The organism is Halomonas saccharevitans (genome assembly GCF_900116405.1).
GTDB lineage: Bacteria > Pseudomonadota > Gammaproteobacteria > Pseudomonadales > Halomonadaceae > Halomonas > Halomonas saccharevitans.
The window spans coordinates 1-19611 of the sequence record NZ_FPAQ01000028.1; the positions used below are offsets into that span (position 1 = coordinate 1).

Genomic DNA, 19611 nt, shown 5'->3' on the forward strand with positions numbered 1-19611 from the left:
CTGCTTGCGCATGTCGACCGGCTCGCGGCACAGGTAGACCCTCAGTCCCGTGTCTGGCCGAATCATCGGGCCACCTCCACGGCGACGAAGCGCTGCGGGCGATGACGAGGTGGTACTGGTACCTCCTGCACCACCAGGCGCTGCTCCCACGCCAGCAGTGACGCCAGCTCCAGTCCCTGCTCCGCTGCGTTCTCACTCAACGGCAATTGCCGAGAGGAAGCATGGAACAGATGGCCCAGCCAGAAGGCCTGTGTCGGGGTCAGGTCGGTCATGGTGTCCTCCTTGGGATCGGGTGACACCAGTCTGATGGACACTATTCAGTTGCAGAAGATGGGGTTTGTGGAGCGCTTACGCCCGTGAGCTCGAGCCGCGGCTGCGCTTCGCCAAGCTGAACACCGAGGAGCAGCAGGCGCTGGCGGCGCGCTTCGGCATCCGCAGCATTCCCACCTTGATCGTCTTCAGGGGTGGCGGGGAAGTTGCCCGCCAGCCGGGGCTGCTGCAGGGGCCGCAGCTGCGCCAGTGGCTACAGCCCTATCTGGCTTAGGGGGATAGAACCTTAGGGGGGATAGAACGACCGGGTCGTCGGGATCGGCCGCCTGGCAGATTACTGCGCCTTGCGGCCCAGCGTCTCCAGGCGGGTGAACCACTTGTGGCAATCGCCCTCGTCGAGACGCTCCACCGAGCCGATCAGCGTCTCGCGGACCGGCGCGAAGCCGACGAAGCCGAGGATATTGCGCTCCAGCGACCTCACGCTGTGGGCGCGATAGACGTGTCGGTAGATCGCCGCCGGCATGCCCATCGTCACCACCACTCGCGCCGAGCGGCCCTTCAGCCCCTTGCGCCCCAGCGGGTTGCCGTCCACGTACTCGAAGGCGAAGTGGGGGCGCATGGCCTGCTCGAGGAAGCCCTTCACCAGCGCTGGCATGTCGCCGAGCCATAGCGGAAAGCACAGCACCAGGTGCTCGCACCAGGCGATGGCGTCTCGTGCCGGCGCGAGGGCCTCGGGCATCGGCTCCTCGGTCCAGGCCCGCTGGCTTCGCAGCAGGGGGAAATCGTGCTCGGCGATGGTCAGGGTGCGCACCTCGTGACCGGCCTGCTCGGCGCCCCGGCGGTAGTGGTCGGCCAGGGCGTGCAGCAGGTGCGGCGCGGCGGTATCGGGATGGCCCTGGAGGATCAGGATACGGCGCATGGCGGGTCTCTCTCTCGACGTGAAGCTCGATAAAGACGACGTGGCTCAGCATAGCCCGCGTCATGTCGTTCGATCGAGATGATAGCGCCTCATCCAGGAAAGCGATTCAAGCAAGGCGACGCCTTCAGAGAGATGACGTCGCGTCGAGAGCGGCGCGCCCTCAGTCCTGGCGCTTGAGCTGCTCGCGCAGCTGCTTGGGCACCTGCTTGATGATCAGGCGATCCTGATCCTCGTCGTACTCGACGCTGGAGCCCAGCAGGTGGGAGTCGAAGCTGATCGACACGCCGCCCGAGCGCCCGGCGAAGCGCCGGAACTGGTTGAGGGTGCGCTTGTCGGGCGGGATCTCCGGGGAGAGGCCGTAGTCGGCGTTGCGAATATGTTCATAGAAGGCGCGCGGCTGCTGCTCGTCTAGCACCTCCGAGAGCTCCTCCAGGGTGATCGGCTCGCCGCGGCTCGCCTGCTCGCTGGCGTAGTCGATCAGCGCGTCGGTCTTCTCGCGGCTGGCCTCTTCGGGCAGGTCCTCATGTTCCACGTAGTCGCTGAAGGCCTTGAGCAGGGTGCGGGTCTCGCCCGTGGCGTCCACCCCCTCCGCGGCGCCGAGCAGGGCGGCGAAGCCCTCCGCGAGCTTCTTGCCGCCGCGATCCTTGGTCCAGGAGAGGTACTGCTTGGAGGGCGAGTCGCCGCGCCACTGGTTGATGTCGAGGCGCGCGGCCAGGCTCATCTGCGTCAGGTTGAGCTGGCGCACCGGCACCACGGCGAGATCGTCGTCGACGCCGAAGCCGCTGCGATGATGCAGCAGCGCCAGGGAGAGGTAGCGGGCGTCGCCGACGCGCTGGTCGACTATCAAGAGGTCGCCGGAGAGCGTCAGGTGGTCACTGATCAGCTCGGCGAGGCGCTTTGCCACGTCGCGGCTGAAGGTGACGAAGTCGCGGCCGCCGTCGAGGGTGTCGGCGAGCTCGGTTGCAAACGGCGAGCTCACCTCGCCCTCGGGCGTGGTGTCGACGAAGTGGCCCCAGGCCTTGGGCTTGGCGTTGAAGGCATCGTTGAGGCCGGCCAGCAGATCATCCAGCGCCGCAGAGGGGGCGAGCTCCTCGGCGGCGGGGGTCAGCGTCGGCGTCTCGCCGGAGGCCGTGTCGATGCGATGGATGATGCTGTGCAGGATCGGCATGGGAGCTCCGTGGTGAAAGAGGCGAGGGCGAGGATGATACCCGCCGGCGGCGCCGCTCGATAGCCGCGCCGCCGGAGGATCAGGGCCCCAGGCGATCAGGGCTTCAGCCGATAGCCGCTCTTGAAGATCCACCCCACCATGGCGAGCGCCACGGACAGGAACAACAGGATCATCCCCAGGCTGACCAGCGGGCTCACGTCGCTGATGCCATAGAAGCTCCAGCGGAAGCCGCTGACCAGATAGACCACCGGGTTGGCCAGGGTCACCGCCTGCCAGAAGGGCGGCAGCATGTCGATAGAGTAGAAGGTGCCGCCGAGGAAGGTCAGCGGGGTGATCACCAGCAGCGGCACCAGCTGCAGCTTCTCGAAGCCGTCGGCCCAGATGCCGATGATGAAGCCGAGCAGGCTGAAGGTCACCGCCGTGAGCACCAGGAACACCGCCATCATCAGCGGGTGGTCGATGGAGTAGGGCACGAACAGTCGCGCCGTGACCAGCACGATCACCCCGAGGATCAGCGACTTGGTCGCCGCCGCGCCCACGTAGCCCACCACCACCTCGACGTAGGACATCGGCGCCGAGAGGATCTCGTAGATCGAGCCCGAGAAGCGCGGGAAGAAGATGCCGAAGGAGGCGTTGGAGACGCTCTGGGTGAGCAGCATCAGCATGATCAGGCCCGGCACGATGAAGGCGCCGTAGCTGATGCCATCCACCTCGCTGATTCGTGTGCCGATGGCCGCGCCGAACACCACGAAGTAGAGCGAGGTGGAGATCACCGGCGAGACGATGCTCTGCAGGATGGTGCGCATGCTGCGCGCCATCTCGGCGAGGTAGAGGGTCTTGACGGACTGCAGGTTCAAGCGCTTCATGGCGAGCGACGCTCCTGGACCAGGCTGACGAAGATGTCTTCCAGCGAACTCTGGCGGGTGTGCAGGTCCTTGACCCGAACCCCTACCGCCTCGAGGTCGGCGAGCAGGCCCGAGATGGTCGAGCCGCCCTCCTGGCGCGCGGCGTCGTAGCTATAGACCAGCGCGTGTCCCTCGTCGGCCAGCGCCAGGCCGTGGCCCGCCAGCGACTCCGGTAGCGCCTCCAGGGGCTCGTCTACCTGCAGGGTCAGCTCCTTGCTGCCGAGCTTGTGCATCAGCGCGTGGGTGTTCTCGACCAGCACGATCTCGCCGCGGCGTATCACCCCGATGCGGTCGGCCATCTCCTCGGCCTCCTCGATGTAGTGGGTGGTGAGGATGATCGTCACCCCTTGGTCGCGCAGGCCGCGCACCACCTCCCACATCTCGCGGCGCAGCTCCACGTCCACCCCGGCGGTGGGCTCGTCCAGGAACAGTACCTGGGGCGCGTGGGAGAGCGCCTTGGCGATCAGCACGCGGCGCTTCATGCCGCCGGAGAGCTCCAGCAGCCGGCTGTTGCGCTTCTCCCACAGGGTCAGCGAGCGCAGCACCTGCTCGATGTGCGCCGGATCCTTGGGCTTGCCGAACAGCCCCCGGCTGAAGCTGACCGTGTCCCACACCGTGGTGAAGGCCTCGTTGGTCAGCTCCTGGGGCACCAGGCCGATCAGCGAGCGGGCGGCGCGGTAGTCACGGACGTTGTCGTGGCCGTCCACCAGCACCCGGCCGCGGCTCGCGTTGACCAGCCCGCAGATCACGCTGATCAGGGTCGTCTTGCCCGCGCCGTTGGGGCCCAGCAGGGCGAAGATCTCGCCACGCTGGATCGTCAGGTCGACATCGACCAGCGCCTGGAAGCCGTCGGAAAAGGTCTTCGACAGCCCCTCGACGCGGATCATCGGAGTATCACTCAAGGGTGATGTCCCCCCTGAATTCGAGGTCCAGTTCGAGGCCCGCTACCTCGACCCTCACGCGCGCCGGCAGGGTCTCGTTACCCGTTAGGCGGCCATCGGCCAGCGCCTCCCGGACGGCCTGCTCGATCTCCTGCTGGGTGTTCACGCCCACGTTCTTCAGCAGCTTTCTGATGCTGTGGTTGAAGGTGTCGTCGTTCATCGAAGGGCTCCTCTGGCGTCGGTGACGATACGGCTTCCTGACATCATCCTCCACTTCATACAGGTACTGTACAAGAAAAAGCCGCGCATGGGTTTCATGCGCGGCTTCTCACAGTCAGTAGCCGGGTGGCCTCAGCTGCGGTCGGTGATTTCCAGCAGGTGGTAGCCGAACTGGGTCTTCACCGGGCCGTGGACTTGGCCCACTTCACCCTCGAACACCACCTTGTCGAACTCCGGCACCATCTGGCCCGGGCCGAAGGTGCCGAGCTCGCCGCCCTGGCGGCCGGACGGGCAGTTGGAGTGCTCGCGAGCGACCTCGGCGAAGTCGCGACCGCCCTCGATCTCGGCCTTGAGTTCGTTACACTTCGCTTCGCTGTCCACCAGGATATGACGTGCGCTTGCCTGAGCCATGTTGCTCTCCTCGACGGTCGGCTGGGATGCCGGTTGATGAACCTGAAAGCATACCATGCCCGTTCGCGAAGATGCCTCGTGGGCATGGGCTCGCGCTTGAGCGGTTCGTCATTCGCCCGCGCCGATGCTGAGTCGGAAGGCCTGCAGGCTGTCGAGCTCCAGGCGATACTCCTCTGAGAACACCGGGTGGCCGATGACGCGGATGTCCAGGCTCGCCTCGGCGCTGCGGTAGACGACCTCGGCGGTGACGTGGGTGTCGGTGACCAGCGGCGCCGTGGGCGCGAAGTCGATCCCTTTCACCTCTACCGCGGTGAGGCCGAGGCCGTCGAGGCGATCGTCGACGGCGCGCGTCAGGCTGGCGTCGTAGTAGAAGTAGAGGCCGCCGTAGACCAGGCCGGCCAGCACGGCGAGGGAGAGAACGAAGCGAACCATGACCGTCTCCTGGGTGATGTCATCAAAGGCGGGTATCGCGAAAAGCGGGTGTCGCGAAGGGCTGATGTCTCGAAGGTGCTGCCTTCGTAAGCGCGTTTTATAGCATAGGCGCGGGCCTGGCGGGGCGGCCAAGGGTATCAACGAGGTTGCCAGGCGCCCTCGCGGATCACCGGATAGCCGGCCACCGGCCGGTTGTAGAGATAGAGCCAGGCGGGCCCGAACGCAGTGGCATGGACGAGGCGATCGTAGTCGCCCTCACGCGGGGTGCGCACCCGATAGTCCTCCAGGCGGTCGAGGTCGGTCAGCAGCCGAGCATCGACCCGAAACACCTCCACCGCGATACCCTGCGAGGGCTCGAGCTTGGCGGCGGGGTAGGGCCCCAGGTCGTAGAGCGTGGTGCCGGTGAGGCGGTCCTCGCCCAGGAAGTCGGCGCCGTCGAGCCAGTGGTGGTTGCGCAGGCCGCGCTTCAAGGTGCCGTAGACGGCGACCAGCGGCGTGCGCAGCACGGCGAGGGTGGGAGTGTGCATGGCCTGTCCTTGCCTCCTCAGGGATGGGGTCGAGTGTCGGCCACGATGTTACCTGACGCCGGCGGTAAGCGTTTCGACATCGACCTTCTCGATTTCTTCGCCGAGGAAATCCAGTAGCGCCCTGACCGAAGGCAACAGGCCGCGCCTCGAGGGGAAGACGACATGCAGGATACCGCCCCGGGGCTGCCACCCCGGTAGCACATCGATCAGACGACCCGCCTGCAGGTCCCGGCCGCCTACCAGCAGGGCCAGCTTGACGACGCCCAGTCCTCCAAGGGCGGCCTCATGCAGGGTCTCTGCGCTGTCCGTCACCAGGCGAGGCCGATGGTGGATCTGGGCCGTCGCGCCATCCGGACCCGCCAGGTCCCAGACATGCTGCTTGTCATGCTGCTCGAAATCCAGGCTCGGTAACTCGATGAGATCGGCAGGCCCTCGAGGGAGGGGGCGATGCTCGAACAGGCCGGGCGCGGCCATCAGGCGCTGGGGACTGCTCGACAGCACCTTCATGGCCAGCTCGCTGTCTTCCAGGGGCGGGAAGCGCACCCGGATCGCCATATCGAAGCCTTCTTTCACCACGTCGACGCGACGACTGGTAGCCTCGACCTGAACCTCCACTTCGGGGCAGCGGGCCATGAAGCGAACCAGCAAGGGCGTGATCAGATAGTGCAGAACGCTGGGTGAACAGCTGAGTTTCACCAGGCCTCGAGGTTCAGCGCGATGGTGCTCGATCAGCTCCTCGGCAGCCTCGGCTTCCACCAGCATGGCCACGCAATGGCGGTAGTAGGCCTGGCCGAGCTCGGTGACCGAGACATGACGCGTCGACCGGTTGAGCAGCCGGGTCGCCAGCTCCTGCTCAAGCTGGCCGATGCGCCGACTCAGTGTCGACTTGGGGATGCCCAGGGCCCGGCCGGCGGGGGCGAAGCCGCCGTGGTCCACTACCTGGACGAAGTAGTAGAGATCGTTGAGGTCGCGCATCGCTCGTCCTTTGAGTGGAACGGTCTGTCCGAATTTTACCCTCTACCGCCGTCGGCGTTCCTTTTCTAGGATTCCTGCATCAGGGCCACGTGTGCCCTTCCTGCCAACAGGAGCTCGATCATGAAGAAGATCCGGAGGATATACGCTGCACCGCATGGTCACTGGGTAGGTGACGGCTTCCCCGTGCGTTCCCTGTTCAGCTATGACCGTATGGGAGCCGAGACCATCAGCCCTTTCCTGATGCTGGATCATGCCGGCCCCTTCAGCTTCAAGCCGGCCGAGCGGCCGCGGGGCGTGGGCCAGCATCCTCACCGAGGCTTCGAGACGGTGATCCTGGTCTACGAAGGAGAGCTGGAGCATCGCGACTCCACCGGAAGCGGCGGCCGGATCGGCGTGGGCGACGTGCAGTGGATGACCGCCGGGGCGGGCATCATCCACGAGGAGTTTCACTCCCGAGCCTTTACCGAGCGAGGCGGTCGGCTGGAGATGGTGCAGCTGTGGGTCAACCTGCCGGCCCGGGACAAGGACGCGCCGGCGGCCTACCAGACGCTGCTCGACGCCGACATTCCCAGCGTGGCGCTGGCGGACGAGGCCGGTCGGGTGCGCGTAGTGGCGGGGCGCTATCTTGATCACGAGGGGCCCGCGAGCACCTTCACCCCGATCAACCTGTGGGACGTGCGGCTGGCCGCGGGTCGGCATGCCACTCTGCCGGTCCCGGAGGGGCATACCACCCTGCTGGTGGTGCTGGAGGGCACCGTCCGGGTCAACGGCGAGACCGTGGTGCGCGAGGAGGCCGTGGTGAGCTTCGAGCGTCACGGCGAGCGGATAGCCCTGGAGGCCAACAACGACGCCAAGCTGCTGCTGTTGAGCGGCGAACCCATCGAGGAGCCGGTCGTCGGCCACGGGCCCTTCGTGATGAACAGCGTGGAGGAGGTCCACCGGGCCTTCGCCGACTTCCAACATGGGAAGTATGGCGCCCTGAGCGGCTAGTGGGAGCACTCCGCTGGCTTTCCCCTCCGGCGGCCTCGCCGCCGGCTTACTCCTTGATGCAATAGGAGCGCGATCATGTCCTTTACCTACAACCGCCTCGACAAGGACGACGTGGCCCTGCTGATGGTCGACCACCAGGCCGGCCTGCTGTCCCTGGTTCGCGATTTCAGTGCGGACGAGTTCAAGAACAACGTCCTGGCGCTGGCTGAGATCGCGAAGTTCTTCGACATTCCCACCATCCTCACTACCAGCTTCGAAGACGGCCCCAACGGCCCGATGGTACCGGAGCTCAAGGAGATGTTCCCTGAGGCGCCCTATCTGGCCCGCCCGGGCCAGATCAACGCCTGGGACAACGAAGACTTCGTCGCCGCGGTCAAGGCCACCGGCAAGAAGCAGCTGCTGATCGCCGGCGTGGTCACCGAGGTCTGCGTGGCCTTTCCCGCGCTCTCCGCCCTGGAGGAGGGGTATGAGGTGTTCGTGGTCACGGATGCGTCCGGTACCTTCAACCAGACCACGCGCGACGCCGCCTGGGATCGCATGTCTCAGGCCGGTGCTCAGCTGACGAGCTGGTTCGGCGTCGGCTGCGAGCTGCATCGCGACTGGCGCAACGACATCGAGGGCTTCGGCGGCTTGCTGGCCGGCCACCTGCCCGCGTACGCCAACCTGATGCAGAGCTACTCTCAGCAGAGCCAGGGTTAAGCGCGGACCGTTTCGGCCCCGGACGGGATGGCATGCTCTAGGCCTACCCTCCGGGGCCGAGCCCCTTTTTCTTTAGCGACTCGCAAGGAGTGATCCCATGAGTACCCTCGTCGATGATCGCGAGTTGGCCTCGTCCCGCGACTGCCCCGTCGTCGACGGCAAGCGTCAGGTCCAGCACGTGGCGCCGCGGACCGCCGATGTCGGCGGGATTCCGGTGAACCGGGTGTTGCCTTCGCGACACCGCCGACTGGTGGGCGCCTGGTGCTTCCTCGACCATGCCGGGCCGGCCGTCTTCAAGGGCAGCTCACGCGGTTTGCGGGTCGGCCCTCACCCGCACATCGGGCTGCAAACCTTCACCTGGATGATCGAGGGCGAAGTGCTGCACCGCGACAGCCTGGGCAATGAGCAGGTGATCCGTCCCGGTCAGGTAAACCTGATGACCGCCGGCCGTGGCATCAGCCACACCGAGGCGTCGGTGGCTGGCGATACGCATCTGCATGCCGCCCAGCTGTGGATCGCCCTCCCCGAAGCCGATCGGCACACGGATCCACGCTTCGACCACTATCCCGATCTGCCGAGTTGGGAGGAGCAGGGGGTCGCCTTCACCCTGCTGACGGGGGAGTTCTCCGACCACAGAGCCCCAACCCTGGCGTTCTCGCCCCTGGTGGGCCTGGATCTCTTCAGCAGGGAAGCGACCACCGTCGAGCTGTCGCTGCGCGAAGACTTCGAATACGGCGTGTTGCCCCTGGAAGGCGAACTGGACGTCGAGGGCGATACCTTTCCTCCCAACGAATTGGCCTATCTGGGCCGTGGGCGGGACAGTGTCACCCTGAGCTTGCCCGACGGCGGCCGAGCCATCCTCGTTGGCGGCGAGCCCCTGGGCGAGGAGATTCTCATTTGGTGGAACTTCGTCGGCCACAGCAAGGCCGAGATCGCCGAGGCCCAGCGCGATTGGGAGACCGGAAGCGTTCGCTTCGGAAGCGTGGGCGAATATGACGGCGAGCGACTGATGCCGCCGCCGTTGCCGTGGCGGCTTTCCGACAACGGGGGGTGATCAATGTCCATCGTCGCATGCGTATCACGATCCTCACCCTGACGTTCGCCTTGCCGGGGTGTCGTTCCCTCAAGGAGAAGCGACAGCGCATGGGGGGCCTGCACGAACGTCTCGGGCGAAACCCGGCGATCGCCGTCTGCGAGAGCGGCGATCACGAGCGCCACGACGCCAGCGAGTGGACCTTCGTGGTGGTGGGCCACACGTCGCGGGCCGTGGCGTCGCTGTGCAGCGAGATCGAGGAGAAGTGCCTGCAGACGGTCGATGGCCGGGTGATGGAGGCGACCCGGGAGCGGCTGTGAGCCGCCTCCCGCGGCAAGTGGCTAACGAGAGACACGCCTTGCCCCGGCGAGCCATTGTCAGCGGGCGGGGCACCTGCGCTAGCCTGTAGGTCGAACGCTCACCCGAACCACCTTTCCGGAGTGTCCGACATGACCCATGCCGACTGCCTGGGCATCCTGCTACCCGACGACGGGCCGGATGACTACGAGTGGATCACCCTGGCAGACCAGACCGACGACCTGCCGCGTCTCGCGCTGGGCCGGGTGGCAAGCGACGGCCACCACGCGCCGGCGGCGCTGCTTGCCCTGGGCGACGTGAAGCGGCTGGCCCCGCCGGGCGAGCGGCTGGTCAAGGAGGCCGGGGCGCGAGCCGTGGTGTGGGCCTGCACCAGTGCCAGCTTCATCGGCGGGCTCGGCTGGGCCCAGGATCAGCGCGCCGCGCTCGAGGCGCGCCTGGGGGTGCCGGTGACCAGCACGGCGCTGGCGTTTCTCGAGGCCCTTGAGGCTCTGGGTCACGATCGGGTCGACCTGCTGAGCCCCTACCCGGACGACGTCACCCTGCGGCTGGTCAGCTTCCTGCGCGAGGGGGGCGTCGGCGTGCTCCACGACAAGGCGCTGGACTGCCCCTATGCCGCGGACTCTCATCGCGCCGACATCCTCGAGGAGGTGCGCCGCTTCGCCGCCCGCCATCCCGATACCGCGCGGCCGCTGCTGATTCCCGATACCGCTATCGATACGCTGGGATTGAGCGAGGCGCTGGTTCGGGAGGCCGGCCGAGAGGTGCTGACCGCCAACCAGGTGTCCCTCTGGGCCGGTCTCCGGCGGCTCGCCGGCGCCTATCGAACGCCCGCGCTGCTCGGGCCGTTGGCCGAGCGCTGAGCCGGCGAGTCGATCAGAGCCTCGGCGCGTCGAACTCGGCCGGCTCGTCGGTGTAGACGCAGACGTTGGCGTCTTCGATATCGCCGTTCGGGTCTTCGAGGTGAGTCGCGAAGAACGCCTGGATCTCCCGGCGCTGGCAGTGCGCCTCGAAGGCCTCGCGGTTGGCCCAGATCTCGTGGAAGACGATCGGATAGCTCTCGCCCTGGGCGAAGGGGTTGTCGATACGGCGGGTGACGGTGTAGTGCAGGCAGGCGTCCTCGCGGTGGGCATTCGGTTCCAGGGCCTGGAGTGCCTGGAAAACGGCGTCTTCCTTGCCGGGCTTGGGCTTGAAGCTGGCGGTGCAGTAAATCTTTTGTGACATGATGACTCCTGATGGGGGAATGCCGCGGCGACCATATCAACAAGCGCGCACTGCCACCAGCCGCGGGGCGCCTGGCCGGCGAGCCGACCGTCCTCGCGCCTGGCTGGCAGCGCGGCATGGCTATGCGACAATAACGCGGCCCCGAGGGGCGCTTGAAGGGTGGCAGCCGGAGAGACGAGGAGAGCGGCAATGACGGAACGGTCGGCAAGCAGGGAACGGATTCCGGTCGGCATCAGCGCCTGTTTGACGGGCGAGCAGGTGCGCTACAACGGCGGTCACAAGCGCTCCCGCTACTGCCTGGAGGTGCTCCAGGAGCGCTTCGCCTTTGAGCCCTTCTGCTCCGAGCTCGCGGCCGGGCTCGGCGTGCCGCGAGAGCCCATCCGCCTGGTCGGCCGGCACGACGAGACGCCCCGCGTGCTGGGCACCCAGGACCCGAGTCTCGACGTCACCGAGCGCCTGGAGGAGGTCAGCCAGGCGTTCGTCGACGGCCACCGCCATCTGCGCGGCTTCATCCTGATGAAGGGCTCGCCGAGCTGCGGGCTCGAGCGCGTCAAGGTCTACCACCCCAACGGCATGCCCAGCCATTCGGATTCGGGCGCCTTCGTGCGCGCCCTGCGCCGCCACTTTCCGGAGCTGCCGCTGGAGGAGGAGGCGCGGCTCAACGATGCCGTGCTGCGCGAGAACTTCATCACCCGGGTCTACGCCTTCGACGACTGGAAGCGCCAGGTCGAAGCCGCGCCCGGCTTCCACGCCCTGCTGCAGTTCCACAGCCGGCAGAAGTACCTGCTGATGGCCCATCACGTGGAGACCTACCGCGAGCTGGGACGCTACCTGGCCGCGGCCAGCAAGCTGCCGCTCGCCGAGGCCATGGCCCATTACCTGCAGCGCTTCATGGCGGCACTCGGCCGGCCGGCGACCCGCAAGGGGCACACCAATGCCCTGCTGCATGTGCTGGGCTACCTCAAGCAGGCCGTCGACGGCGAGGCTCGCCAGGACTTGCTGGCGGCCATCGAGGACTACCGCCTGGGCCACGTGCACCTGGCGGTGCCAATCCGCCTGCTGACCCACTACGTGAAGCGCCACGGCTCGGACTATATCCGCGCTCAGACCTATCTCGACCCGCACCCCTACGAGCTGGGCCTGCGCAACGCCATCTGACGACGCCTATAGCCGGCGCTCGTCGCGTGTGGAGCGCAGCAGCAGGCGATCCAGCAGCCGGGTGCCGAGCACCCGCCTCAGGGTGCCGAACAGGTGCGTCGGCACGGTCACGTAGTAGCGCGCCTTCGGGTGCCGGCTCTCCAGGGCATGCACCAGCTTCTCGACCACCGCCTCGGGCCCGAGTGTGAAGCGCCCGCCGCCGTCGTCGCCGGCCAGTCGCGCCTCCACGGCGCGGTAGGCCTCGGCATGGGCGCTGCCCGCGGTGTCGATATGCGCCTTGAAGGCGCGGTAGGCGGTCTCGCGAAAACGGCTGGTGATCGGTCCCGGCTCAATCAGGCTGACGGCGATGCCACTGCCGTCGAGTTCCAGGCGCAGGGTGTCGGTCAGCCCTTCCAGGGCGAACTTGGAGCAGACATAGGCGCCGCGGTAGGGCAGGGCGGCGAGCCCCAGCACCGAGCTGTTCTGCACGATGCGACCCCCGCCCTGGCGGCGCATCGCCGGTAGTACCCGATAGGTGAGCTCGTGGGTGCCGAGCAGGTTGGTCTCCAGCTGGGCGCGCAGCACCGCCCGGGACAGGTCCTCCACCGCGCCGGGCTGGCCGTAGGCGGCGTTGTTGAACAGCGCCTCGAGCCGCCCGCCGGTCGCCGTCAGCACCGTCTCGACGCAGGCGGCGATCGACTCGCTCTCATTGAGATCGAGGTACACCGCCGTCAGGCCCGCCTCGCGCAGCCGGGTCAGGTCTTCATCGCGTCGCGCGGTGGCGAATACCCGCCAGCCGCGCTCGGCCAGCGCCAGGGCGGCGGCCTGGCCGATGCCGCTGGAGGCGCCGGTGACCAGCACGCTTTGAGAGGATGAGTCGGGAGAGGCGGGCATCGATCGAGCTCCTGGCCGTCGGAGTGGAAAGAGGGCGCGGCGCATCGCCCGCGCCGGCTCGGCAACCCCGCACTCTGTCGGTTGGGGCCCGGCCATGCAAGTCGCTGGCGAAGCCCCTACAATGCGGGCCACTTCCGAGGTCGAGCGTCCATGTCCCCGCCCCTTTCCCCCTCTCCCTCTCATTCCGAACGCTTCGCGCGGCTGACCGAGCTGCTGGCCGAGTGGCAGCATCTGTGGCGCCCGCTGCCGTTCCAGCACTGGGCCTCGCCCTGGGGCGAGGCGTATTCGGCGCTGGAGGGGGCGCTGCTGGCGCTGTCCGACGATGAGGCGGCGCGCCTGCAGGATGCCCCCTTCACTGCCTCGCCGCTCGCCGAGTGGCTGCCGGTGGCGGAACTGTCCGACCAGGTGGACCTGCCCGAGCTCCCCGGCGACGCCCGTGAGCTGCCGGCGGCCTGGGCGGCTCATGTCGGCGGGCGCAAGTGGTCGCAGATCGAGGCCTTCCTGCCCCGGGTGGCGGCATCGCCCGGGGAGCGGCTGGTGGAGTGGTGCGCCGGCAAGGGCCACCTGGCCCGGGCGCTCTCGCGTCGCGACGCGACGGAGGTGACGGCGCTGGAGTGGCAGGCCGCGCTCTGCCGCGACGGGCAGCGGCTGGCCGACCGCCAGGGGGCGGCGGTGCGCATGGCCGAGCAGGACGTGCTGGCCCCCGAGGCGGGGCGCTGGCTCTCGCCCGAGACGCACGTGGCCGCGCTGCACGCCTGCGGCGATCTGCACGGCCGGCTGATCGAGCTCGCCGCCGCTCGAGGCAGCGCCCTGACCCTGGCGCCCTGCTGCTACCAGCGCACCGCCGCGGCCGATTACCGGCCCTTGTCGCAGCAGGGGCAGGAGCGGGCGGCGGCCCTGGGGCTCTCGCTCAGTCGCGAGGAGCTCGCCATGGCGGTGCAGGAGACCGTGACCGCCCCGCGCCACGTGCGTGTACGCCGCGAGCAGGCCGGCGCCTGGCGGCTGGGTTTCGACCTGCTGCAGCGCGAGGTGCGCGGCGTTGACGCCTACCTGCCGGTGCCGAGCCTGGCCTATGGCCGGCTGCCAGTTAGCTTCGAGGCCTTCTGCCGCTGGGCGGCCGAGCAGAAGGGGCTCGACCTGCCGGCCGTCGGCATCGACTGGGCGGCCTTCGAGGCCGCCGGAGCGCGGCGCCGGGCCGCGGTGACGCGCCGCGAGCTGGTGCGCCACCTGTTCCGCCGCCCGCTGGAGGTGTGGCTGGTGCTGGATCGTGCCCTGCGCCTCGAGGAGGCGGGCTTCGACGTGGAACTCGGCACCTTCTGCGCCCGCGAGCTGACGCCGCGCAACCTGCTGCTGCGTGCCTCTCGCCGCTAGGCGGGGCTACTGCGACTCGCGCCGGGCTCGCCAGTCGCGAAAAAGCGCCTGGATGCGCGAGCGGGTGCGGGCGTACCAGGTCTCGTCCTTGGTCATCGCCCGCTCGGCATTCAGCGGGTGGGTCGGGATGTGCAGGCGCATGTCCACGCCGCTCTCGGGGTGGGTGGTGACTTGCACGGTCGCCGAGCGGCGGGCCGGGCCATAGGGGATGTGCCGCGCCAGGTCGGCGAGGCGCTCGGTGTCGGTGGCGAAGCGCAGGAACTCGCGCGCCGCCTCCGGGTGGGGGCCGCCGCGGGGAATCGCCCAGGTCTCGTGCTCCTGGACCTGGCCGTCCCAGAGGATCTCGATGGGCGCGCCACGGTTGACCATGGCATCGAAGAAGCGGCCGTTGTAGCCCGAGGCCATCACCACCTCGCCCTCGGCCAGCAGGCGCGGCGGGGTATCGCCGGCCTGCCACCAGTGAATCTCGTCGAGCGCGTCGAGGCGCTCCAGCGCCAGGTCCAGGCCGCGGCGCGTGCTGAGCAGCCGGTAGAGCTCCTCGCGGGGCACGCGATAGGAGAGCAGCGCCCACTCCAGGTTGACCGCCGGGGTGTCCTGCAGGGCGCGGGGGCCGGGGAAGCGCCGCTGGTCGAACAGGTCGCCGATGCGGGTGGGGCGCCGGCCGGGAAAGGCGTCGGTGCGGTAGGCGACCACGGTGGCGAAGATGCTGTGGGTGATGGCGCAGCGTCCGAAGGAGCCCGGCAGGAAGTCCGCTTCCGCCGGGGTGCCGTCCGGGGCCGGCGCCAGCAGCGCGGGCGAGACCGGCTCGAGCAGGCCCTCGTCGCAGGCCGCCATGGCCTGGCTGCGGGTCATGTCGATCAGGTCCCAGGGCACCTCGCCGGAGGCGACGGCGCGCCTGAGCCCCTCGAGCCCGCCGTCGTACTGCTGCACGCTCACCTGACGGCCGGTGGCGGCGGTGTAGGGCGCGAACAGCGCGGCCTGCTGGGCGCGCTCGTAGGCCCCGCCCCAGCTCAGCACGACGAGGGCGTCGTCGCCCGCCGTGACGGGCGCGGTGGCGAACAGTGCCAGCCATAGCAGGTGCGCCGGCTCTCGGCTTCGCGCTAGTCCTCGTTCATCTTGTTCCATGTTCATCCCGTGCCATGTTCATCCCGTGCCATGTTCCTCCCGTCGCAGCTCGTCGCCGTGTGCCAGGTAGGCGCGGGTGATGCTCGATTCGAAGACCACCCCCAGGAAGGCGCCCTCGGCGTCGACCACCGGCAGGGCCTCCCCGATGACGTCTTCGAGCGCGGCCATGGCGTCCCAGAGCGAGGCGTCGGGCGCCAGCACGGGGCGGGCCAGCGGGGCGATCTCACCCACCCGCTGCGTTGCTCCGCTGTCTCCCGGCGGGGCGTTCTGCATGCCCTGCTGAGTGGCCTCCCGTGCCGCTTCCAGGTCGGCCAGGCTCACGCAGCCCCGATAGCGCCCCTCCGCGTCGACCAGGTAGCCCTCGCCGTGGCGGGCGCGACACAGCGCGGTGACCGCCTCGTCCACCGGTGTCTGCGGCCTGAGAGTCACGCCCTCGTCCGTCAGGTGCTCCATCACCGGGGTCCCCCGCAGCATGGCCCGGCCGCGCCCGGCGGAAAGGTCCAGGCCGCGCTCCACGAGCTGGATGTCGAACAGCGAGCGCCCGAACAGCTGGGCGGCGATGGGGCTCGCCAGGGTCACGCTCGCCAGTGCGGCGGTGGTCAGCGCGTAGCTGCCGGTCAGCTCGAAGACGATCAGCAGGCTGGTCAGGGGCGCGCCGATCACCGGGGCGGTGACTGCCACCATGCCGCAGACGGCATAGAAGACGAAGGTCTCCTGGGGGGCGCCGCTGAGCTGGCCGACCAGGGTGCCACACAGCGCCCCGAACAGGGTGCCGATCACCAGCGCCGGGCTGAATACTCCGCCACCGAAGCCCATGCCCAGGCAGAGCCCGGTGGCGGCGATCTTGAGCACCAGGACCAGCAGCAGCTCGGCGCTGTCGAAGGCGCCGGCGATGGTGGCGAAGCGCAGGGTCTCCTGACCCATGCCGAGGATATCGGGGACCCACAGGGCGGTGAGGCCGAGCAGCGCGCCGGCCAGTGCCGGGCGCAGCGGCGCGGCCAGCGGCAGGCGCCGCGCCAGGCGCCGCGCCAGGCGCGTGACGCCGAGCAGGGTGCTCATGTAGCCCCCCGCTACCAGGGCGCCGAGGCCGCCGATCGCCAGGAAGGCGATGAACTCCCAGGGGCGCGGCACGGCGGTCTCGGCGACGTGGAAGAGCGCGCCGCGCTGGAGGACGTTGGCGGCGATCACATGGCCGACCAGGGCGGCCGCGGCCACCGGAGCGAAGGCGCGCAGGGCGTAGTGGCGCAGCACCACCTCGTGGGCGAAGACGATGCCCGCCAGGGGCGCGTTGAAGGCGGTGGCGATGGCGGCGGCCACCCCGCAGGCGATGGTTACGTTGTCCTCGGAGCGACCCAGGCGCAGCAGCCGGGCGCCGAGCGATCCCAGGGTCGCCCCCAGGTGCACCAGCGGGCCGTACTGGCCGACCGAAGCGCCGGCGCCCAGCGAGATCAGGGCGCTGAGCGCCGAGAGGCCGCCGGCCCGAAGCGGCAGCCGGCCGCGACGCGTCTGCACGGCGGCGATGGCATCGGCCGGGGTATGCGGGCGCCGCTCGGGAATGGCGAGATGCACGAGGCCGACCGCGAGGCCACCGAGCGTCGGCACCGCGACGGTGATGACCAGCAGCAGGCTCGGGTGATCAAACATCATGCGACTGCGCGGCGAGATCAGCAGCAGGTCATTGAGCCCGAGCACCGCGGCGACGAAGCCCACCGCGACCAGCGCGGCGACGGCGCCGATCACGGCGCCCAGCAGGACGAGCCCCAGGAAGCGGGCGACGGCCAGCGGCTCACGGCCGGCGCGGGTGACGGCGAAAAGCGGTTTCATCTACAAGGTGTAGGCGGGGGTCTCGCGCGGGGCAAGGCGTTGAGGCGTCCGACTCGGCGTCGATAACCGTCGGACGGGCGCTCGATGGGCGACACGACGATCGACAAGAGAACGACAATAGAGCGACAAGAAGGCCGCGACCATGAGGCATGGCCGCGGCCGGAAGGGCGCGGTGACGATGGCTGGCCCGGGCCGGCGGCTCAGTGGTGCCGGCTGAAGTGGCCGTGAGGGCTGGCGGTCATCAGGCGGTCGAACTCGCTGCCGCTCATGTGCACCAGGGTCCGGTGGTCGCCGGCCTCGAAGTAGATATCGGGCTGGTGGCGCAGCATGTCGTCGATGTAGACCTGCAGGCCGTAGGCCTGGCCCACCGGGGTGGTGGCGCCGGGATCGCAGTCAGTGAACGTCTCGGCGATCTGTGGCTCCGAGGCCAGCTCGACCTTCTCGTGAAAGAGCGCCGAGAGGCGGTCGAGATCGGCGTCGCAGGTGCTCGGCAGCACGGCCAGACGATAGCCCGCGTCGCCCTTCAACATGACCGCCTTGGCCATCTGGTTTCCAGCAATGTGGGCCCGTTCGGCGACGCGGCTGCTGCTCACCTCGCGGGGGTGGGGGACTTCCTCGAAGTCGATGTCACAGGCGCGGAGATACTCTCGGATCGTCATGGGCATGCTCATGACACTTCCTCCTTCGGCCGCTAGGGCCGGGATCGATAGTGGTGGCCTCCCTGTGGGTTGATGGTGCCTTCCATCCCTTCAGCATAGTCTCTTCGACGACACCGTCCCTTCGACACGCTCTTCAATACCGTCTTTCTGTCTGCTCAGCTCGCGGGGGGAAAGCGCGCCAGCCGCTCCCGGGTGACGCCGTCGCGCATGACCCCCAGCGGCAGCAGGGTGCCCGGGGCCTGGCGGCGCAGGATGAGGTTGAGGTCGGCGGGCACCTCGACGGTGACGCCGGCGGCGGTGACGATCACGTCGCCCGCCGCCAGGCCGGCCTGTTCGGCCACGCTCCCCTCATTGACGCTCACGATACGCACGCCGTCCGGGTGGGCCTCGAGCAGCACGCCCAGGCGCAGCGGGTCGGCGGGCTGGAAGGCGGATTCATCGCCCAGCACATAGCGGGCGTCGGCGTGCTCCGCTGGCGCGGCGCAGTCGCCTTGCGGAGTCCAGGGCAGCAGGCTTTGGTGATCGGTGAGGCCCAGGTCGTTGAGCTGGGCGGGCACGCCGTCGCCGTCGGCCAGGTGCCCCTGGCCCATCAGCCCCACCACCAGCGGGTCGGGCCCTGCCAGGTTGCCGGGGCGCGCGGCGTCTGCCAGGGCGGCGGCCATGGCGCGGTCCCAGACCAGCTGGGCGGCGATGAAGCGCTCAAGGCCCGCGGGGTCGTCATCGAGATCGACATGCCGCTCAAAGATCGCCGTGAGGCGCTCGCGATAGGCCGGCGGGGTGATACCGAAGCGCTCCTCCGCCGGGACGGCCCCCCAGCCCTGCATGGCCAGGCGCCCGCGCAGGGCGGGCGTGACGTTGAGGGCCACCAGCGGAATCCGCTGCATCCGCGCGAAGTGCAGGATCGGCAGGTAGAGCGCGGGATCGAAGCCCCAGGCCTGCTGCCAGTCGCTCGCCGCGAGGAAGTCGTCCTCGTCGAGCTCGCCGGCGCTCCAGGCGTCGAGCGCCGGCTGAGCCTCCCGGGGCAGCATCTCCAGGCCGATCACCATGGACGGGCGATGGGCATGCAGGGCGGCCAGGGTGTAAAGCTGCCAGCGGTGATGATCGAGCCGGTCATGCTGCTCGCCGAGCAGCAGCACCCGACGCTCGGCGAGTTCGGGCATCAGCGCCGCGGTGGAGTGCCGCTCGCCGTCGTCGGTCACCCACTGTCCTGGCGCGGGACACGCCCGGGCCTGGTCGTCGAGGGGCGTGTCGAGGGGCGTGTCGAGAGGAGCAGCGAGGGCGGTGCACAAGGGAACGACCAGGGCAACGACGAGCCAGGCCGGCAGGGCGCGGCGGCTGAGGGAACGAAGGGGCAGCGGACGAGGTGGCGGCATCGGGGGCTCTCGGATAACGTGGCGGGCCATGCCCGGGATCGACCCCCAGCCTACCTCGGAGCTCGATAGCTGGGAAAGCGGCGCCCTTCGAGAACGGTAAAGCGCCGATGAGCGGTCGCTTCTGGCACGACGGTCGCGAGAGGCGGTGTCGGGTCTGGCGCGAGAGATGAGGGGGCCCGAGCCGCTACACTGGATCAACGAGAACCTCGCCTCGCGCTCCCGGCATGGTTGGCCGGCGGCGGCCCGGAGGGCGACGACTG

At 68.9% G+C, this 19611-nt stretch carries 23 protein-coding genes and 1 pseudogene; 8 read left to right on the forward strand and 16 right to left on the reverse strand.

The genetic code is table 11. The features are described 5' to 3' along the window. Positions 1-62 precede the first annotated feature (62 nt). Entirely contained in the window at positions 63-272 is a 210-nt protein-coding gene (locus BM388_RS12745) for a hypothetical protein (RefSeq protein WP_089847289.1), read from the reverse strand. A gap of 65 nt (positions 273-337) precedes the next feature. Here BM388_RS12745 and BM388_RS12750 point away from each other — a divergent pair, with 65 nt between their 5' ends. Further along, entirely contained in the window at positions 338-544 is a 207-nt protein-coding gene (locus BM388_RS12750) for a thioredoxin family protein (protein WP_425431933.1), read from the forward strand. 189 nt (positions 545-733) lie between these two features. On the opposite strand, the pseudogene BM388_RS12755 reads toward BM388_RS12750, so the two are convergent. From BM388_RS12755 to BM388_RS12795, 9 genes and pseudogenes are all read right to left on the reverse strand, one after another. Further along, positions 734-1189, reverse strand: a pseudogene (locus BM388_RS12755) (NAD(P)H-dependent oxidoreductase); the annotation flags it as partial. A 160-nt stretch (positions 1190-1349) separates the two neighbouring features. Further along, complete coding sequence (gene yejK, locus BM388_RS12760) at positions 1350-2357, reverse strand: nucleoid-associated protein YejK (RefSeq protein WP_089850748.1); 1008 nt, start codon at positions 2355-2357, stop codon at positions 1350-1352. A 95-nt stretch (positions 2358-2452) separates the two neighbouring features. After that, on the reverse strand, positions 2453-3223 hold the full coding sequence (locus BM388_RS12765) for an ABC transporter permease (RefSeq protein WP_425431934.1): 771 nt from the start codon (positions 3221-3223) through the stop codon (positions 2453-2455). Continuing rightward, positions 3220-4149 (reverse strand): ABC transporter ATP-binding protein, encoded by a 930-nt coding sequence (locus BM388_RS12770; RefSeq protein ID WP_089850750.1) that lies wholly within the window; start codon positions 4147-4149, stop codon positions 3220-3222. Before BM388_RS12770 ends, BM388_RS12765 begins: the two co-directional genes overlap by 4 nt. A 7-nt stretch (positions 4150-4156) precedes the next feature. Then, positions 4157-4363 (reverse strand): DUF6494 family protein, encoded by a 207-nt coding sequence (locus tag BM388_RS12775; protein WP_089850751.1) that lies wholly within the window; start codon positions 4361-4363, stop codon positions 4157-4159. Between the two features lie 131 nt (positions 4364-4494). After that, positions 4495-4773 carry a peptidylprolyl isomerase gene (locus tag BM388_RS12780; protein ID WP_089850753.1) on the reverse strand — a complete coding sequence of 93 codons (279 nt, stop codon included), beginning with the start codon at positions 4771-4773 and terminating at the stop codon, positions 4495-4497. A 108-nt stretch (positions 4774-4881) separates the two neighbouring features. Then, a complete protein-coding gene (locus tag BM388_RS12785; RefSeq protein WP_089850756.1) occupies positions 4882-5205 on the reverse strand; it encodes a hypothetical protein in 324 nt (107 codons plus the stop codon). A 137-nt stretch (positions 5206-5342) separates the two neighbouring features. Next, positions 5343-5732 (reverse strand): gamma-glutamylcyclotransferase family protein, encoded by a 390-nt coding sequence (locus BM388_RS12790; RefSeq protein WP_089850758.1) that lies wholly within the window; start codon positions 5730-5732, stop codon positions 5343-5345. 48 nt (positions 5733-5780) lie between these two features. Further along, on the reverse strand, positions 5781-6707 hold the full coding sequence (locus tag BM388_RS12795) for a LysR substrate-binding domain-containing protein (protein WP_089850761.1): 927 nt from the start codon (positions 6705-6707) through the stop codon (positions 5781-5783). Positions 6708-6827: 120 nt separating this feature from the next. Here BM388_RS12795 and BM388_RS12800 point away from each other — a divergent pair, with 120 nt between their 5' ends. The 5 genes from BM388_RS12800 to BM388_RS12820 all read left to right on the forward strand — a co-directional run bounded on the left by BM388_RS12800 (position 6828) and on the right by BM388_RS12820 (position 10607). Further along, on the forward strand, positions 6828-7697 hold the full coding sequence (locus BM388_RS12800; protein WP_089850763.1) for a pirin family protein: 870 nt from the start codon (positions 6828-6830) through the stop codon (positions 7695-7697). Between the two features lie 75 nt (positions 7698-7772). Next, a complete protein-coding gene (ycaC, locus tag BM388_RS12805) occupies positions 7773-8396 on the forward strand; it encodes an isochorismate family cysteine hydrolase YcaC (protein ID WP_089850764.1) in 624 nt (207 codons plus the stop codon). A 97-nt stretch (positions 8397-8493) separates the two neighbouring features. Next, complete coding sequence (locus BM388_RS12810; protein WP_089850765.1) at positions 8494-9450, forward strand: pirin family protein; 957 nt, start codon at positions 8494-8496, stop codon at positions 9448-9450. 17 nt (positions 9451-9467) lie between these two features. Next, positions 9468-9749: a DUF503 domain-containing protein gene (locus BM388_RS12815; protein WP_089850767.1), complete on the forward strand. Its 282-nt coding sequence runs from the start codon at positions 9468-9470 to the stop codon at positions 9747-9749. Between the two features lie 129 nt (positions 9750-9878). Continuing rightward, on the forward strand, positions 9879-10607 hold the full coding sequence (locus tag BM388_RS12820; RefSeq protein WP_089850769.1) for an aspartate racemase/maleate isomerase family protein: 729 nt from the start codon (positions 9879-9881) through the stop codon (positions 10605-10607). 13 nt (positions 10608-10620) lie between these two features. On the opposite strand, the gene BM388_RS12825 is transcribed toward BM388_RS12820, so the two are convergent. Continuing rightward, entirely contained in the window at positions 10621-10968 is a 348-nt protein-coding gene (locus BM388_RS12825) for a putative quinol monooxygenase (protein WP_089850771.1), read from the reverse strand. Positions 10969-11157: 189 nt separating this feature from the next. Between BM388_RS12825 and BM388_RS12830 the strand changes: the two genes are divergently transcribed. Continuing rightward, a complete protein-coding gene (locus tag BM388_RS12830; RefSeq protein WP_089850773.1) occupies positions 11158-12126 on the forward strand; it encodes a YbgA family protein in 969 nt (322 codons plus the stop codon). Between the two features lie 6 nt (positions 12127-12132). Here the strand turns inward: BM388_RS12830 and BM388_RS12835 are convergent, their stop codons facing one another. Continuing rightward, the gene (locus BM388_RS12835; RefSeq protein ID WP_089850775.1) at positions 12133-12999 is read right to left on the reverse strand and encodes an SDR family oxidoreductase; all 867 of its coding nucleotides are present in this window, start codon (positions 12997-12999) and stop codon (positions 12133-12135) included. A 150-nt stretch (positions 13000-13149) separates the two neighbouring features. Between BM388_RS12835 and BM388_RS12840 the strand changes: the two genes are divergently transcribed. Beyond that, entirely contained in the window at positions 13150-14370 is a 1221-nt protein-coding gene (locus BM388_RS12840) for a methyltransferase (protein ID WP_089850777.1), read from the forward strand. 6 nt (positions 14371-14376) lie between these two features. On the opposite strand, the gene BM388_RS12845 is transcribed toward BM388_RS12840, so the two are convergent. The 4 genes from BM388_RS12845 to BM388_RS12860 form a co-directional block, all read right to left on the reverse strand. Next, on the reverse strand, positions 14377-15495 hold the full coding sequence (locus BM388_RS12845) for an extracellular solute-binding protein (RefSeq protein ID WP_089850825.1): 1119 nt from the start codon (positions 15493-15495) through the stop codon (positions 14377-14379). Positions 15496-15513: 18 nt separating this feature from the next. Then, positions 15514-17319, reverse strand: a complete 1806-nt coding sequence (locus BM388_RS12850) for a chloride channel protein (RefSeq protein ID WP_089850778.1) — start codon at positions 17317-17319, stop codon at positions 15514-15516. Positions 17320-17519: 200 nt separating this feature from the next. Beyond that, positions 17520-17990, reverse strand: coding sequence for an aminoacyl-tRNA deacylase (locus tag BM388_RS12855; protein WP_089850780.1), 471 nt, complete (start codon positions 17988-17990; stop codon positions 17520-17522). A gap of 143 nt (positions 17991-18133) precedes the next feature. Further along, complete coding sequence (locus BM388_RS12860) at positions 18134-19177, reverse strand: ChaN family lipoprotein (RefSeq protein WP_245781541.1); 1044 nt, start codon at positions 19175-19177, stop codon at positions 18134-18136. Positions 19178-19611: the final 434 nt, after the last annotated feature.